Source organism: Mesorhizobium sp. WSM4871, from assembly GCF_055811295.1.
The window spans coordinates 21,021-36,817 of the sequence record NZ_JBVVPU010000022.1; the positions used below are offsets into that span (position 1 = coordinate 21,021).

Here is a 15,797-nt window from a genome sequence, read left to right on the forward strand (position 1 = left end):
TCCGATAGGTTTTTCTTATGATAGGCCTCACTGTCCGGCAGATGCGGTATTTCGAGGCGCTGGCGCAGACGCTGCATTTCGGCCGCGCCGCCAAGCTTGCCGGCGTCAGCCAGCCGGCGCTGTCCGCGCAGATCGCCGAGATGGAGCAGCGGCTGAACTGCCAGCTGTTCGAGCGCGGCGGCAAGCTGGTGCGGATGACCGACGAAGCGCTGGCCTTGCAGCCCCGCATCGAGCGCATTCTCGCCGATATCCGTGACGTCGAGACGACGGCCCGGCGCGGTCGCCCGGCCATGGAAGGGCGCTTCCGGCTTGGCATCATCCCGACGGTCGCGCCCTATTTGTTGCCGCATGCGCTGCCGGAACTGAGACGGCATTTCCCTGCCCTGCAACTCGAACTGCGCGAAGCCGTGACCGCCTCGCTGATCGAGGACAGTGCGACGGGCAGGCTCGACGCCTTCATCGCCGCCCTGCCCCTCGATCAACCCGGACTGGTCAGCGAAGAACTGTTCCGCGACCGGTTTTTCCTCGCCGTGCCGGCCGGCGATCCCGCCTTCGCCTCGCCGCCGGTGCCGCCGGAAAGCCCGGCGCTGGAAAGGCTGATGCTCTTGGAGGAAGGCCACTGCCTGCGCGAACAGGCGCTCGCCGTCTGCGGCAGCGTGCGTCCGGTGGCGATGGCAAGCTACGGCGCCACCAGCCTGACGACGCTCTTGCAGATGGTGGCGCACGGACTCGGCGTCACGCTGATCCCGGAAATGGCAACAAGGCCGGCCAGCACCATGCCGGATCTCAAGATCGTGCCGTTCCAGGAGCCGATGCCGCAACGCACGATTTGTCTCGCATGGCGACGCAACAAGGCGCGGCACGACGAGTGCGTGGAACTGGCGAAGATCATTCGCGGGCTGGATGCGGCGGTGCTGGCGGCTTGAGGGCATCGCACTATCCGACGGATGTCAGGTCCCGGTGACCTCCACTGATGCACGCCACCCTCCCTGCTGATGGATGTCCTGCGTCACCGAGGCGGTTGATCACGCCGCGCCAGCGTAGCCGTCCAGGATCCTGAGGCTCCAGAGTGGCCTGCGGCACTGAGCAGGGCAGCCTTTTGGAAGTTTCAGACAGCTCCCGGAGTAAATGACGGAAATTTCGTTCGTTCGAATGACGAAAAATAGGAACCAGGCGATAACTTCCAGGTGCGTGGCGTCCAACGCCGCGGCGTACAGTAATGGAGAATACAATAGCGGCGAAGGCTGCGGTCAGTGAGCTTCAATGATGGGTCATATGCAGGGTACCAAGCCAAAATGTCTCCGCTGTGACTTAACCTTTGTTGAACGGCGGCCTATGATTTTATTTCACAAGGTACATGGCAGGGCGTGTAACGCCGTGCTGTCCCTCGTTCCGCTAATCCTCATTCTGGTGTTGGCATCTCCGGCAAATAGCCAGTTGGCGCCGGAAGCGTCATCGGTTGCCACAGCGAACGACAGCGCGTCGGTCGTGGCTTCGAACCGCACCGATATCGAGAAAGAGCCGGACAAAGCGCAACCGGGCGCGCTCGAATCCGAGGAAGCCTTGCGCCGCGAATTGGCTGCGGCACGAGCGGAGCTGGCCAAGCAGGCAGAGGCCCTGGAAGCACAGCAGCGAAGAGACGAAGCGCTCGCGCATAGTCTGGAGACGGCGCATCGTGTTATCGAAAATCTGAAGACGACAGCCAGTCTCTGGGACAGCACGAAAGGCGCCGTGCCTGAAGCGCAAACCCCAATGGAGGCCTCTCAAGCTTCCGCCAAGCAAACGCTTGATGACGAGCGCCGGAAGGTCGAAGTCCTCCAACAGGAACTCACCACGGCGCGTCAAGCCATCGACGCCCTCAAGACAGGCGCAAATCAGGATGCCGCGCAGGCTTCCGCCAAGCAAACGCTTGATGACGAGCGCCGGAAGGTCGAGGTCCTGCAACAGGAACTCACCACGGCGCGTCAAACCATCGATGCCCTCAAGACAGGCGCAAATCAGGAAGCCGCGCAGGCTCCCGCCAAGCAAGCGCTTGACCACCAGAAAGTTGAGTCCCTCGAACAGGAACTCACCACGGCGCGGCAAACCATCGATGCCCTCAAGACAGGCGCAAATCAGGAAGCCGCGCAGGCTCCCGCCAAGCAAGCGCTTGATGACGAGCGCCGGAAGATCGAAGTCCTGCAACAGGAACTCACCACGGCGCGTCAGACCATCGATGCTCTCAAGACAAGCGCAAATCAGGAAGCCGCTCAGGCTTCCGCCAAGCAAGCGCTTGAGCGCCGGAAGGTTGAGTCCCTCGAACAGGAGCTCACCACGGCGCGTCAGACCATCGATGCTCTCAAGACAAGCGTAAATATGGCCGCGGGCGAGCGGGCCAACGCCGTAAAGGACCGCCAGGCGGCCGAGACCGCTGCAAGGCTAGCGGGAGAAACACTCGCACTGGAGCGCGAACGGGCAGATTCAGCCGAACGTGACCTCGACACTGTTCGCCGGGACCGCGATGCCTTGAAGCAGAACTCAATGGAATTGAGCGCGGCGCTGGACCAGGAGCGTGAAAGGGCTAAAGATTTGGCCCGCAGCCTCAGCGCCGCGCGTAAGTCGATCGTCAAGGAAAAGCGTCGAGCCGCTGCGGAGCGCTCGCTGAAAGCACCGACCGCCGCGGGCGCTATTGCAAGTGCATTATCGGATTCGGGCGTGCAGCCAGTCCGTAAACCGCGCTCGCAGAAAAAACAGAAAGTGAAGTACCGGAAGTCGCCGCAACTTGAGGTGCTGGCCATCGAACTTCCCGCACCATTGCTCCCAACGCGCCCACTGAACTAGCTCGAGCTGCGCCGGTGCCGACGAAGGAGCTGAATGCATGCCGCACGGGAGTATCAAAATGAAAAGATATGTGGCTGCCGCGTTGACGATCGGGATTGCGATCGGCCCTGCCTCGGCTCTTGGCGCAGGTCTCGGGATCAGTGCCGGAGTGAGCGGTGGTGGGATCGGTGCCGGAGTGAGCGTTGGCGGTATAGGCGTCAGCGCTGGCGTGAGCGCCGGCCCGCAAGGCACATCCGTGGGAGCGGGTGCGAGCGTCGGCAGTGTAGGCGGAGCAAACGTTGGCGCTTCGGTCGGCGCAGGATCAGTCGACGCAGACGTTAGTGGCAACGTCGGCAGCACAAGCGGAAGCGTTTCGACAGGCAGCGGCGTGGGCTCCAATGCCAGCAACAATCCAAGCAACACCAGCGGAAGCGTTTCAGCGGGAATTGGTGTGGGCGCCGATCCGTCCGCCAACGCCAAATCGGTTGCCGCTAGTCCGCCCGCCGTCACGAAATCCATTGTCCCCGCCAAGACCACCAGGCAATCGATTTCCCTGCCATCCGTTCTCACGCCTTCCAGAACAGGCCGGGGTAACTCGACCCTGGGCTATCCGTTTGGATCCGTGGGGCCACTGAAAATAATACCCGGTACGCCGGCCGCGGTCGTGCAAGCCTGCCGCGCGGCAATCATTTCCGCCGCGAAGCCGCTTGGCGCCGTCCGTGTCCGTGCGGTAAGCGCGGGTGCGTTGCGCCAGGGTCGGAGTGCACTCACGGCGCCGATCCACGTGCGAATAGACTACGCAAGAAAAGGCGGCATCGAAATCCGGCAGGCGAAGGTCGGTTGTCGCCTCACGGCGGGCAGGGTCACCGCAATCATATAGCTCCAGGCTGGCAAGAGGAACACACGGCGCTCGGCCGAGGCTCGAGCCGCCAGACGGCGTATGGGAATCGGACATACACCGATTATTGGTCGACGACGGAGCCGTCCTTGTGAAGGCGGGTATGGATCTTCCTGGCCCGATACGGGAATTTCTCGGCTGCGTCCGGGCGGAGCGAGACGCCGATACCCGGCTCGTCGCTGATCGTCAAAAAGCCCTCGCCGTCGTGCCGTGCGGCGCCGACGAGGAAACTGTCGGAGTCCGGACGCTTATCGGTGACGTCCCAGGTGTCGTTCGGAAATTCCTGAAGGACGAAATTCGGGGCCGTCGCCGCGATCTGCAGGCATGCCGCCGTCGACACGGCGCTGAGCGGGTTGTGCGGCACGACCCCGGCATGCGAGGCCTCGGCGAGTGCTGCGATCTTGCGGGCTCCCGAGATGCCGCCGACGATGCAGACATCGGGCCGCACGAGCTGGACCGCGTTGCGGGCGAGCAGCATCTGGAATTCCCAGAGCGAGGTCATCCGCTCGCCGGTGGCGATCGGAATGGCGATCTTGTCGGCGACATAGGCCATTTCGTCGAGATTGTCCGGCAGGATCGGATCCTCGATGAACAGGGGATAGAAAGGCTCGATCGCACGCCCGAGCTGGACCGCCTCGTAGGGTGTCATCTGGCGGTGGATCTCGATGCAAAGATCCATGCCGCGCCCGGCGATCTGTCGATACTGCTGGACGGTGTCGACCGCGTCGGCGATCTTCTCGGCATGCGTCTGGAAGTACGGCACGTCCCGGCGGCTGTCCACGAACGGCGTCAGGTGGCCGACGGCCGTGAAGCCCATCTTCTTGGCGTCTTCGATGCCGGAAAACAGCTCCTCCTTGGTCTGCCCGAACACGTGGTAGTAGGCGCGCGCCTTTTCCCTCACCTTGCCGCCGAGAAGAGCGTGCACCGGCGCGTCGAAATGCTTGCCGGTGATGTCCCAAAGGGCGATGTCGATGGCGCTGATCGCCGCCATCACGGCCGAGCCGCGGAAATGCGCCCAGCGGTACATGTACTGCCAGTGATGCTCGATGCGCAGCGGGTCCTGGCCGAGCAGGTAATCCTTGAAGCGCAGGACCGCGCCGGCGGTCGCCTCGTGGAAGCCCCAGGCGCCGCCTTCGCCGAGCCCGACGAGACCGTTGTCCGTGCGGATCTCGACGAACAGGTACCTGTCCACGAAAATGCTCTCAATGCTGTCGATGCGCATATGTCTGTCCTTCAGGAGGGGTTGATCTGGCGGGCCGGCCCGGAGTTCGCAATGAGGGGGCTCGCAATGAGAATGACGGCGTCCGGCTCGATCCGGATACGGATCGTCTCGCCGGCGGATGGCGCGTTTCTGGCCGGCAGCTCGGCACGAAGCGCGAGGCCTCCGATGCTCAGCAGGCAGGTGACGACCGGCCCGAGGAAGCTGACGGATGTCACCTCGGCGTCGAAACCATTGGCGCCGTCCTGCGCATCGCGCACCCGCGCGATGCTCTCGGAGCGGATGCAGACCAGAATAGGCCCCGACGGCCGGGCGGCCTCCGGCGAGGAGAAGCGCCCCTCGATAGTCAGCCCGTCGCCGAGGGAGACGAGTGCGCCGCCATCGCCCGCCGAGCGGACGATGTCGCCCTCCAGTATATTGGCGTTGCCGATGAATTCGGCGGCGAAGCGGGTCGCCGGCCGGTCGTAGAGGTCGCGCGGGCTGCCGGATTGAACCATCTCGCCATCCTTCATCAGGATGATCCGGTCGCTCATCAGCATCGCTTCCGACTGGTCGTGCGTGACGTAGAGCGAGGTCTGCCCGAGCCGCCGCTGCAGTTCGACCAGTTCGAAGCGCATGCGGTCGCGCAGGCCGGCGTCGAGATTGCTGAGCGGCTCGTCGAAAAGCAGCAGGCGCGGCGAGGTGACGATGGCGCGCGCCAACGCCACACGCTGCTGCTGGCCGCCGCTGAGCTCGGTGCCGTAGCGAGCCGCAAACCCGTCGAGGCCGACGATCTTCAAGGTCTCGCCGACCTTCGATTCGATGGTCGCGGCAGGCTCTCGGCGCGTGCGCAGGCCATAGGCGACATTCTCGAAGACGGTCATGTGGGGCCAGACGGCATAGGATTGAAACACCATGTTGATGCCGCGCTTCTCGGCCGGCACGTCCCGGCCGTCCGCCGACACGATTTCGCCACCGATGCGGATCGTTCCGGCGCGGGCGTCTTCAAGGCCGGCAATACAGCGCAGCGTCGTCGTCTTGCCGCAGCCGCTCGGCCCCAGAAGAGAGACAAATTCGCCGTCCTCGACCACGAAGGAAAGGTTTTTAACCACCGTGAGGCTGCCATAGGCGACGACGAGATCTTCCACGCTGAGCTTAGCCATGATCACCCTTTTAGAATCCCGGTCGCCGTTCAGACCGCCTGGGACAGCTTCACCCGCAGGACGTATCGGCCGACGACGATGCCCGCGACCAGGATTGCCGTCTGCAGGAGGCCGATGATGGCGGCGTTCTGCACGTTTCCAAATTCGAGATAATCCCACGACATCACCGACAGGACCTTGTTGCTCGGCGATGCCAGCAGGATCGCCGCGCTGATCTCGCGGACCGAGAAGATGAAGACGAGGGTCCATGCCGCCAGAACGCCGGGGCGGATCAGCTTGAAGGTCACCTGCCGGGCGGTTCGCCAGTGCGAGGCGCCGCAAACCGCCGACGCTTCCTCGAGCGACTTGTCGATCTGGATGATGGAGGTGTCGATCATGCGATAGGCGAAGGGAATGTAGGACGCCACGAAGGCGATCACCAGAATCCAGATCGTCCCGTAGGCCGGCGTCATCAGATAGGTCCAGAAGATGCCGGTGCCGAAGACGATGCCGGGAACGGCGATCGGGAACATGGCGATGTAGTCAAGCACGCCGCCGCCCCGCACATGCAGGCGTCGCACGGCATAGGCGATGACGGTGCCGAGCAGCACGCAGAGCGTCGGCGAAAGGATCCCGACCAGCAGCGTGTTGCCGATCGACTGCCGCACGGCCACCGAATCGACCACCGACCAGAAATTCGCGAGCGTGAAGGTCGCGTCGAGAATGGAAGACGAGGTGAAGCTTGTGAAGGCGACGTAGAGGAGCGCGAGATAGGGTAGGACGATCGCCAGCGTGACGTAAACGAGGATCATCAGGATCGACGGCAGTCGCCAGCCGCGAAGCTTGACCAGGCGCGTGCGGTAGCCGCGGGCGGTCACCGTGACGAAGCGGGTCGCGACCTTGGACGCGAAGCGATAGAAGAAGACGCCGATCAGGGAGATCCAGAACAGCAGTGTACCGATCGCGGCCGCCCGGGCGTAATCGAGCGGGAACGTCGCGACGGCCCGGTAGATGTCGACGGCCAGGAACGGCATCGTCTGCGTGCCGCCGAGGGCGGCAGGGATCGAGAACGTGCCGCAGGTGAGCACGAACACGAAGAAGAAGGCCGAGACGATCGACGGGCGGATGACCGGGAAGGTCACCTTCATGGCCGTCGTCAGCGTGCCCGCCCCGTTGAGGTAGGACGCCTCCTCCATCGACGGGTCCATGCCCTTCAGCGCAGCCGAAACGGTCATGTAGGCGTAAGGCACGTTGTAGAGCGCCATGACCAGGATCACCCCGCTGGCGGTCATGACGTTAATCACCGGACCGGTGGCGCCGAAGAGATCGCGGGCGAGCACATTCAGGAGGCCGGCATTCGGCGATGCGAGGATGAGCCACGCCAGCGCGCCGACGAAGGGCGACAGATAGAGCGGCGCGATGACCGCGTTCTCCATTGTTCCCTTGGCAGGCAGGTCGGTCCTGGCGAGCAGCCAGGCCAGGGCGATGCCGACGATGCAGGCGACCAGGGACACCAGAAGCGATGCCCCGACGGTGACCGCGAGGCTCTTGAGGTACGGCAGCGTGGTATAGACTGCCGCCAGGCTGCGCAGCGAGAACTCGGCCCTCGGGTCCACAAAGGTTCCGGTCCGCACCGCGCCGACAAACATCAGCGCGATCGGAACCACGACCAGCGCGGTGAGCAGGAGGCCGAGGGCAACCGGAAGCGCCACGCCGCGTCGACGCCGGCGCATCAAGGCATAGCCGGCCGCGCGATCGTCGGTGTTCGGCGTGCGCGCGGCCATGACGACGGTCATCGCGCGCGCCTCAGCGGCCGAAGATCCCGTTCCACTCGGCGATGATCGGCTTTGCCGGGTCGACGTAGCCGGGGTCCTTCAGATAGTTGATATAGAGTTCCTCGGGGTCCGCGTACCAGTCTTCCTTGTACCAGTCGGCCTTTGCCGCCTTGCGTGGGTCGACCGTGTCTTCACGCGCAGAGGCCACGCCCGCGACCTTGAACCAGGCGGCCTGACCTTCGGCGCTCGTGGCCCATTCCTGGAACAGCCGGGCAGCATTCGGGTGCGGCGCCTTTGCCGAGATCGTCTGCACGGTGAGATTGGCGGGGGTCGGCTTGGGGAACACCCACCGGATCGGCGCGCCCTTGAGGTAGAAGCCGCCCATGTCGCTTTGCGAGGCCTGGTCGACGATCGCATGCTCACCCGCGGCGAGGCGGTCGTACATCGGCGACTTGCTGTCGTAGACCTGTGGTTTCAGGGCCGCCATCTTGGCAAGAAATTCCGGGCCGAACTGGTCGCGCTTGCCACCCAGGAACATGTAGACGTAGGAATAGCTGCTGCCACCGGATGCTGGAGTGCCGGTCGCGATGCGCCCCGCCCAGCGCGGGTCGGTCAGGGTCGCCCAGCCACCTTCCCGGATCAGCTTGTCTTCCTCCGGCGAGACCTTCGTGGAATTCCAGGCGATCCCCATGGCGTTCACGAAAACCGTGTACCAGACCCCGTCCTTCTTCATTTCCGGGCGAATACCCGCCCCCGAAGCAGGGGCGTAGTCCGCGATCATCCCCTCGGCATGGGCAGATTCGATCAGGACTGTATCGGTGATCTGCACGAGATCGGCGATGTGCTGCCCGACACGCTCTTCCGTCAGCCAGCGCTCGAACAGGGGATAGCTTGGACCACGGACGTTCTGCGTCGTTATCCCGTATTTGTCGGTGAATACCTTTGTCCAGACCGCGGTCGGGTCTATCGCGGTCGTGTGATAGTAAGTGAGGGTGCCTTCGGCCTTGGCCGCCGCGACCAGTTCGGCATCCGCCTGAGCGGCCTGAACGAAACCCGGCCTGCCCAACGCAGTCAGGCCGATGGCGCTCAGCCCGGCCAGCGCGCCACCGCGCAGAACCCGGCGGCGCGACCATGCGCCATGCAAACCGGGGCGCCGGTTGTCGTCGAAATTGGCCATATCGCTCCTCCCAGAATGTTCGCTTGAGGTGACGGGCACCTCACTTCGCGACGGATCGTATATTTGCGCAAATATATTTGCGCGTCAATGCCTGCCTGCGTTACAGTGCCGAGACGAGAATCAGGAGCTTGGCAAATGAACGCGCAGGAGAAGACTGCGGACCCGTGGACGAACCCGGTTCGCGAAGCACCGCTCAACGAGCCGACCTACCTGCGGGTCAAGCGCGCCATCATCGGAGATCTGATATCAGGGCAGTTCATCCCCGGAACACATCTGACGATCGACGCGCTGACGTCGCGCTATGGCGTCAGCCACATGCCGATCCGTGAGGCACTCCGCCAACTTGAGGGTGAAGGGATCCTGATCTCGATGGCCCACAGGGGGTTCAGGATCGAGTCCATCACGGAAGGCTATATCCATAACATCTACGACATCCGGGTCGGGATCGAGTCGATGCTCGCCCATCGGGCCGTCGAATTGGCGACGGACGCGGACATCGCTGCACTCCGCCAACTACATGAAGATCTGAGTCTGCTGATCCGGTCCGGGAAGCCGTTGGTGGCATCCAGGGAAAACATCGTCTTCCACAAGCGGATTTACGAGATCGCGAGGAATCCGGAGGCTGAGCTCATCCTGGAAGGGCGCACACGGGTAGTGCGAACGGTGGCCGACAGTCTCGGCGGCTACACTCCGGACGTGTACGATGCCGTCGTCGCCGAGCACGAGAAAATGATCCTGGCGTTCGAGGATCGCAATTCGAAGGAAGCGGGACAGGCGGTATTCGACCATGTCACCGCAGCCCGCGACAGGCTGCTCAGCCGCATGTCGGAGAAGCAGGTGTTCTCTGACAGACCGGACAGTTAGACAGGCTCGGCATGCCGGCGTCTGCGGCGGGGTCGCCAGCGGAATCACCGATTGCCAAGCCGCACCAAGACCTTCACGGAACAAAGATCAAAAGCACATAGGTGAAAAAGACGACAAGGTGGACCAGGCCGGTCAGGAACGTCGTTCTTTCGTTGCTGAAGCTGACACTGCTTATGAAAAGCGCCAGGACCAAAAGTACGGTGTCAGCCGCGGGAATGCCCAACGTCAGGCCCCTCCCCGTCAGCAGGCTGGCGGCTGCAACCGCCGGGATGGTCAAACCGATCGTGGCGCAGGCCGAACCCATCGCGACATTCAAACCGCGCTGCAGCTCATTGTTGAGGGCGGCACGAATCGCCGAAACGGACTCTGGCATTAAGACCAGCCCGGCGATCAAGGCCCCCACAATGGCGTCGGCCTGGCTCACCTGATAGGCAACGAGCGTATCCTCGATGCTTGCGGCGACTTGCTCTGCGAGCATGACGATGCCGATCAGGCCGATTGCCAGCAGCAGAACACCCGTGAGGATGCTCTCGTGAGCGTCGGCTCGCGTCGAAACGCCGTGTGTCTCTCCTCCGATGAAATCGTCGCGGTGGCGGACGGTCTGCGCGAACAGGAAACCCGCATAAAGCAGCACCGAAAGCACGCTTACAAAACCAAGCTGAGCCGCCGAAAATGTGCCTGGATCCGAAGTTTGCGTGTAGGTCGGCAAGACAAGCGTCATGACGGTCAGCGCGACCAGAACCGCCAGATAGGCGCTGGTCCCTTGTCGGACAATCGCCTGCGTGCGGTGCCGCCAGCCGCCAAATGTCAGACACACACCGACAACGCCGGTCGATGTGATCATCACCGTCGAGAAGACGGATTCGCGCGCAAGTGTGGGGTTGTTGGCTCCATGCAACATCATGGAAACGATGATCGACACTTCGATGGCGGTCACGGCTATGGTCAGCACCAGAGTGCCGTAGGGCTCCCCTACCCGACGCGCCACCGCCTCGGCGTGGTCGAGCACCACAAAGATGGTGGTGAACATGATCGCGCTCGAAATCGCTCCGACAAGGATCCTCATGTTGATGGACCCCTGGTCTACCGAGAGCCCGCTGGCCCTGACCGCGATGGCGACAATGAGGGCGGCCAGCGGCATCGCATAGGAAACCGCCGATCTTGTGAAACCAGTCATTGCGGCCTTTTACGCTTGATGCTCGTGCTGAAAACTTATTTGGAGCACATCTGGCGCGCTGCGACCACTCCCTGCGCCCGCAGCCTCGCCCGAGGCGTCCGACAGTCTCGAAACATAAAGTCACCCGCGGCCCGGAAAGATCGTGTCGGTCCTATCCGGGCGTATTCGCCTTGACGACCTTTTGGCATTCGGGTGTCAGCTCGCTCATATGGCCGGACAGGCATGCGATGATGCGGCCGCCGCCCTGCTGCACGCCGCTGCAGAACTTCTTGTAATCCGCCTCGCAGGCCTCGCGCTCGGAGGCCGTCTGCGCCAGCGCCACGGTGGCCGCCATCTGGGTCGCTAGGAAAAGCACGCTTAACGCAATCCGCATGACAACCTCCCCTGAAATATGTAAATTAGCTCACTTTCATATAATGCGATATACATCGGGAAGTATCCAGAGGGGGAAAATGCTTTTCGTATCAGGTAGAATCGCGCCGGCGGCAGGCCTGGTCGCCGTCACAATACTGTTGTCCGCATGCAACGAGCAGAATGCTTACGTAGCACCGCCTCCGCCCAAGGTCGACGTGGCGCTTCCATTGAAGCAGAGCGTGACCCCCTATCTCGAGGCCACGGGCAACACTGCGGCGGTAAACACGACACCGCTGGTTGCGCGCGTCTCGGGCTTCATCCAGGAAATCGACTACAAGGATGGCGACGAGGTGAAGGCCGGCGCCCGGCTGTTCCTGATCGAGCCCGACACCTACCAGCTGGCGCTCGAGCAAGCCGAGGCCGGCCAGGGTTCGGCCGATGCCGCCGCCAAGCAGTCCGGCGCCGACCTGAAGCGGCAGCAGGAGCTGCTGTCCCAGAAGATCATCTCGCAATCCACCTTGGATCAGTCCTCCGCGGCGGCCCAAGTCGACATCGCCAAGCAGAAGCAGAGCGCAGTCGACGTCAAGCAGGCTCAACTCAATCTGAGCTACACCGAGGTCAAGGCGCCGTTCGCTGGCACCGTCACTTCCCGGGAGGTTTCGATGGGGCAGCTGGTCGGCGCCGGCGGCGCCACCACGCTGGCGACCATCGTTCAGCTCGCTCCCATCTACGTCAATTTCAACATCTCGGAACAGGATGTGCTGCGCATTCGCGCCGCCATGGCCAAGCGTGGAATGACCGCGCAGGACCTCAAGAAAATACCGGTCGAGGTCGGCCTGCAGGACGAGACGGGTTATCCCCATGCGGGAATGCTGGACTATGCCGCGCCAGAGGTTACGGCCACCACGGGCACGCTGGCGGTCCGTGCCGTATTGCCCAATGAAGACCGGGCATTGCTGCCGGGCTATTTCGTGCGCGTGCGCGTGCCGCTGGGGGAGGAGCCGAACATGCTGCTCGTTCCCGACCGGGCGATCGGCAGCGACCAGAAAGGCCGCTACCTGCTCGTCGCCGGAAAGGATGACGTGGTCGAGCAGCGGCCGGTTGAGATCGGCCAGCTGGTCGGAACGTTGCGCGTCATCACCAAGGGTATTACCGCGGACGACCATGTCCTTGTCTCGGGCCTGCTGACCGCCGTGCCTGGCCAGAAGATCGAGCCGCAAGAGAAGAAACTGGAAGCGGCTGCCACGGGCGCAGCGCAATGATCTCCAAATTCTTCATCGAGCGGCCGGTCCTGGCCAACGCCATCGCCATCCTCATGGTCGTCATCGGCGTCATCTCGCTCTTTGCCCTGCCGGTGGCGCAGTATCCCGACGTGGTTCCGCCCACGGTTTCGGTAACGACGCGCTATCCAGGCGCCAGTGCGCGCTCGGTGATCGACACTGTGGCGCTGCCGATCGAGCAGCAGGTCAACGGTGTCGAGGGCATGATCTACATGCAGTCCTATGCTGCATCGGACGGCACCTACAATCTCACCGTCACCTTCGCGATCGGCACCGATCTCGATCAGGCGCAGGTGCTTGTGCAGAACCGGGTGTCCTCCGCGCTCGCCGGGCTGCCGCAGGCGGTGCAGGTGCAGGGCGTCACCGTTCAGAAGAAGTCGACCTCGATCCTCGAAATCGTCACGCTGACTTCGCCTGATAGGCAATATGACAGCCTTTATCTCGCCAATTACGCAACCATCCGGCTGAAGGACGAGCTCTCCCGGATACCGGGAGTCGGCAATGTCAATGTGTTCGGCGCCGGCCAGTATTCCATGCGCGTCTGGCTCGATCCCGAGAAGATGCAGGCGCGCGGCCTTACCACGCAGGACGTCGTCCAGGCGCTGGGGCAGCAGAGCGAGCAGGTCACCGCGGGCCAGATGGGCGCGCCGCCGGCGCCGGAAGGCCAGTCCTTCCAGTACACGGTCGAGGTGTCCAGCCGCCTTGACGACCCCGACCAGTTCGGCGCCGTGATCGTCAAGACCGGCGCCAATGGCGACATGACGCGCGTGCGCGATGTCGGCCGGGTCGAACTCGGCGCCCAGACCTACGGGCAGTTCTTCAATCTCGACGGCCAGCCGGCCGCCGGCATGGCCGTCTTCCTGTCGCCGGGCGCAAACGCGCTCGATGTGGCCGGCAAGGTCGAGGCCAGGATGAAGGCACTGTCGGGCGAGTTCCCGAAAGGGCTGGCATATTCGATCCCCTTCAACACCACGATCTTCGTCAGCCAGGCGATCCACGAGGTCTACAAGACGCTGATCGAAGCCGCCGTCCTGGTGCTCATCGTCATCCTGCTTTTCCTGCAGGACTGGCGGGCCATGCTGGTGCCGGCAACGACCGTTCCGGTGACGATCATCGGGGCGTTCGCGGCGATGGCCGCGCTCGGCTTCTCGGTCAACCTGTCGACGCTGTTCGCCATCGTGCTTGCAATCGGCATCGTCGTCGACGACGCCATCGTCGTGGTCGAGGGAGCCGCGCACAATATGGAGCGCGGCATGTCGGGCCACGATGCGGCGATTGCCGCCATGAACGCGCTGTTCGGGCCGATCATCGGCATCACGCTGGTGCTGATGGCAGTGTTCCTGCCGGCTGCGTTCCTGCCCGGCCTGACGGGGCAGATGTATGCGCAATTCGCACTGGTGATTGCGGCAACCGCCATAATCAGCGCCATCAACGCGGCAACGCTCAAGCCGACGCAATGCGCGACCTGGCTGAGGCGGCCGGTGCCGCCGGAGCAGCGCAATTTCTTCTTTCGCGGCTTCAACGCGGTCTACCAGCGCATGGAGAACCGTTATGCCGGCTTGATCGGCTCCATGGTGCGTCACAGCACGGTGATGGGCATCATTGCGCTGCTGATCATCGGTGCGGCCGGCTACGGCATAGCGAGGGTGGCCACCGGCTTCATCCCGATCGAGGACCAGGGCTACATGCTCGCCGCGGTTCAGCTGCCCGATGGCGCCGCGCTTGGCCGTACGCAGGAGACGCTGCAACAGGTTTCGAAGATCGCCAAGGCAACGCCTGGCGTCGATCAGGTGGTGACGATCGCCGGCATATCGGCGCTCGACAACAACTCGACGCTGGCGAACGCGGGCGTGGCCTACATCATCCTCAAGGACTGGAGCCTGCGCGGCAAGGGCGAGGATCTTGCCTCGCTCTACGCCACGCTCAACAAGAATATGTCCGGCATGGCTGACGGCACCGTGCTGGTGCTGCCGCCTCCACCGATCCAGGGCATCGGCAACGCCGCCGGCTTCACCATGCAGGTCGAGCTGCGTGACGGCAGTTTCGACCTCGCCAAGCTGCAGGGCGCGGTCGAGGCGGTGACCAGGGCTGCCCAGACGCAGTCTGGCATCCAGCGCGTATCGGCGCCGTTCCGCGCCAACGTCCCGCAATACACGGTCGAGATCGACCGCGAGAAGGTGCAAACCCTGGGGCTGACCACGGACCAGGTCTTCCAGACGCTCGCCGGCTATCTCGGCTCGACTTATGTCAGCCAGTTCAACAAGTTCGGGCGGGTGTTCCAGATCTATGTGCAGGGCGACGCGCAATTCCGCCTGACGCCCGAGAATATCGCCCGCCTGAGCGTGCGCAACCAGAACGGCGACATGATTCCGCTCGGCACGTTGCTGACGATCACGCCAAGCGTCGGGCCTTCGCTGATCAGCCTCTACAACCTCTATCCCTCGGCATCGATCATCGGCGTGCAGGCGCAGGGCTTCTCGTCGGGCGACGCGATCAAGCTGATGGAAGGGGTCGCGGCCGACACATTGCCGCCCGGCACAGGCTACGACTGGACGGCGCTCTCCTATCAGGAGAAGCTCGTCGGCAGCCAGATCTATCTGGTGTTCGGCCTGGCGCTGCTCCTGGTCTATCTGGTGCTGGCAGGCCAATACGAGAGCTGGCTGGCGCCGATCTCGATCCTGCTGGCCGCGCCGCTGTCGCTGGTCGGCCCGGTCCTGGTGCTCAACGGCCTCGGCATCGACAACAATCTCTATGTCCAGATCGGCCTGATCCTGCTGATCGCACTGTCGGCCAAGAACGCCATCCTGATCGTCGAGGTCGCGCGAGAGCTGCGCGCCGCCGGCAGACCGATCGTCGAAGCCGCGATCGAGGCCGCACGTGCTCGTTTCCGCCCGATCCTGATGACATCCTTCGCCTTTATCCTAGGTGTCGCGCCGCTGGTGGTGGCGACGGGCGCCGGGGCCAGCGCACGCAAGTCGATCGGCATCACGGTCTTTTCCGGCATGATCGCCTCGACCTGCCTCGCCGTTCTCTTCGTACCGTCCTTCTTCGTCATCCTGCAACGGTTCGAGGAATGGCGCGCCGCGCGCAAGACGAAGCGGGAGGTCACATCCACGCTTCCCGGCTAGGCAAG

Annotated in this window: 11 protein-coding genes; 5 read left to right on the forward strand and 6 right to left on the reverse strand. The window is 63.5% G+C overall.

Annotated elements, in window-relative coordinates; translation table 11 throughout:
* Positions 1 to 17: 17 nt before the first annotated feature.
* A complete protein-coding gene (locus AC0L2H_RS30315) occupies positions 18 to 926 on the forward strand; it encodes a hydrogen peroxide-inducible genes activator (protein WP_473593444.1) in 909 nt (302 codons plus the stop codon).
* A 451-nt stretch (positions 927 to 1,377) separates the two neighbouring features.
* Positions 1,378 to 2,820, forward strand: coding sequence for a coiled-coil domain-containing protein (locus tag AC0L2H_RS30320; RefSeq protein WP_473593445.1), 1,443 nt, complete (start codon positions 1,378 to 1,380; stop codon positions 2,818 to 2,820).
* Between the two features lie 941 nt (positions 2,821 to 3,761).
* Here AC0L2H_RS30320 and AC0L2H_RS30325 read toward each other — a convergent pair.
* From AC0L2H_RS30325 to AC0L2H_RS30340, 4 genes are read right to left on the reverse strand one after another with little or no spacing between them, the layout of a single operon-like run.
* Positions 3,762 to 4,919 (reverse strand): enolase C-terminal domain-like protein, encoded by a 1,158-nt coding sequence (locus tag AC0L2H_RS30325; RefSeq protein ID WP_473593446.1) that lies wholly within the window; start codon positions 4,917 to 4,919, stop codon positions 3,762 to 3,764.
* Positions 4,920 to 4,930: 11 nt separating this feature from the next.
* Positions 4,931 to 6,058 carry an ABC transporter ATP-binding protein gene (locus AC0L2H_RS30330; protein ID WP_473593447.1) on the reverse strand — a complete coding sequence of 376 codons (1,128 nt, stop codon included), beginning with the start codon at positions 6,056 to 6,058 and terminating at the stop codon, positions 4,931 to 4,933.
* Between the two features lie 29 nt (positions 6,059 to 6,087).
* Positions 6,088 to 7,833 (reverse strand): ABC transporter permease, encoded by a 1,746-nt coding sequence (locus AC0L2H_RS30335; RefSeq protein ID WP_473593448.1) that lies wholly within the window; start codon positions 7,831 to 7,833, stop codon positions 6,088 to 6,090.
* Between the two features lie 10 nt (positions 7,834 to 7,843).
* A complete protein-coding gene (locus AC0L2H_RS30340; protein ID WP_473593449.1) occupies positions 7,844 to 8,989 on the reverse strand; it encodes an ABC transporter substrate-binding protein in 1,146 nt (381 codons plus the stop codon).
* A 135-nt stretch (positions 8,990 to 9,124) separates the two neighbouring features.
* On the opposite strand from AC0L2H_RS30340, the gene AC0L2H_RS30345 reads away from it, so the two are divergent.
* Positions 9,125 to 9,853: a GntR family transcriptional regulator gene (locus AC0L2H_RS30345; protein ID WP_473593450.1), complete on the forward strand. Its 729-nt coding sequence runs from the start codon at positions 9,125 to 9,127 to the stop codon at positions 9,851 to 9,853.
* Between the two features lie 73 nt (positions 9,854 to 9,926).
* Here AC0L2H_RS30345 and AC0L2H_RS30350 read toward each other — a convergent pair whose 3' ends face one another.
* Entirely contained in the window at positions 9,927 to 11,030 is a 1,104-nt protein-coding gene (locus tag AC0L2H_RS30350; RefSeq protein WP_473593451.1) for a calcium:cation antiporter, read from the reverse strand.
* Positions 11,031 to 11,181: 151 nt separating this feature from the next.
* Positions 11,182 to 11,403, reverse strand: coding sequence for a cysteine rich repeat-containing protein (locus tag AC0L2H_RS30355; protein WP_473593452.1), 222 nt, complete (start codon positions 11,401 to 11,403; stop codon positions 11,182 to 11,184).
* Between the two features lie 79 nt (positions 11,404 to 11,482).
* Here AC0L2H_RS30355 and AC0L2H_RS30360 point away from each other — a divergent pair, with 79 nt between their 5' ends.
* Together AC0L2H_RS30360 and AC0L2H_RS30365 are read left to right on the forward strand one after the other, a co-directional pair.
* Positions 11,483 to 12,646, forward strand: coding sequence for an efflux RND transporter periplasmic adaptor subunit (locus tag AC0L2H_RS30360; protein WP_473593453.1), 1,164 nt, complete (start codon positions 11,483 to 11,485; stop codon positions 12,644 to 12,646).
* Positions 12,643 to 15,792, forward strand: coding sequence for an efflux RND transporter permease subunit (locus tag AC0L2H_RS30365; protein WP_473593454.1), 3,150 nt, complete (start codon positions 12,643 to 12,645; stop codon positions 15,790 to 15,792). Before AC0L2H_RS30360 ends, AC0L2H_RS30365 begins: the two co-directional genes overlap by 4 nt.
* The last annotated feature ends 5 nt before the right edge of the window (positions 15,793 to 15,797 follow it).

Coding starts and splice junctions, on each gene's coding strand:
- AC0L2H_RS30315 (WP_473593444.1), top strand. CDS start 18: ATGATAGGCCTCACTGTCCGGCAGATGCGGTATTTCGAGGCGCTGGCG.
- AC0L2H_RS30325 (WP_473593446.1), bottom strand. CDS start 4,919: ATGCGCATCGACAGCATTGAGAGCATTTTCGTGGACAGGTACCTGTTC.
- AC0L2H_RS30330 (WP_473593447.1), bottom strand. CDS start 6,058: ATGGCTAAGCTCAGCGTGGAAGATCTCGTCGTCGCCTATGGCAGCCTC.
- AC0L2H_RS30335 (WP_473593448.1), bottom strand. CDS start 7,833: ATGACCGTCGTCATGGCCGCGCGCACGCCGAACACCGACGATCGCGCG.
- AC0L2H_RS30340 (WP_473593449.1), bottom strand. CDS start 8,989: ATGGCCAATTTCGACGACAACCGGCGCCCCGGTTTGCATGGCGCATGG.
- AC0L2H_RS30345 (WP_473593450.1), top strand. CDS start 9,125: ATGAACGCGCAGGAGAAGACTGCGGACCCGTGGACGAACCCGGTTCGC.
- AC0L2H_RS30350 (WP_473593451.1), bottom strand. CDS start 11,030: ATGACTGGTTTCACAAGATCGGCGGTTTCCTATGCGATGCCGCTGGCC.
- AC0L2H_RS30355 (WP_473593452.1), bottom strand. CDS start 11,403: ATGCGGATTGCGTTAAGCGTGCTTTTCCTAGCGACCCAGATGGCGGCC.
- AC0L2H_RS30360 (WP_473593453.1), top strand. CDS start 11,483: ATGCTTTTCGTATCAGGTAGAATCGCGCCGGCGGCAGGCCTGGTCGCC.
- AC0L2H_RS30365 (WP_473593454.1), top strand. CDS start 12,643: ATGATCTCCAAATTCTTCATCGAGCGGCCGGTCCTGGCCAACGCCATC.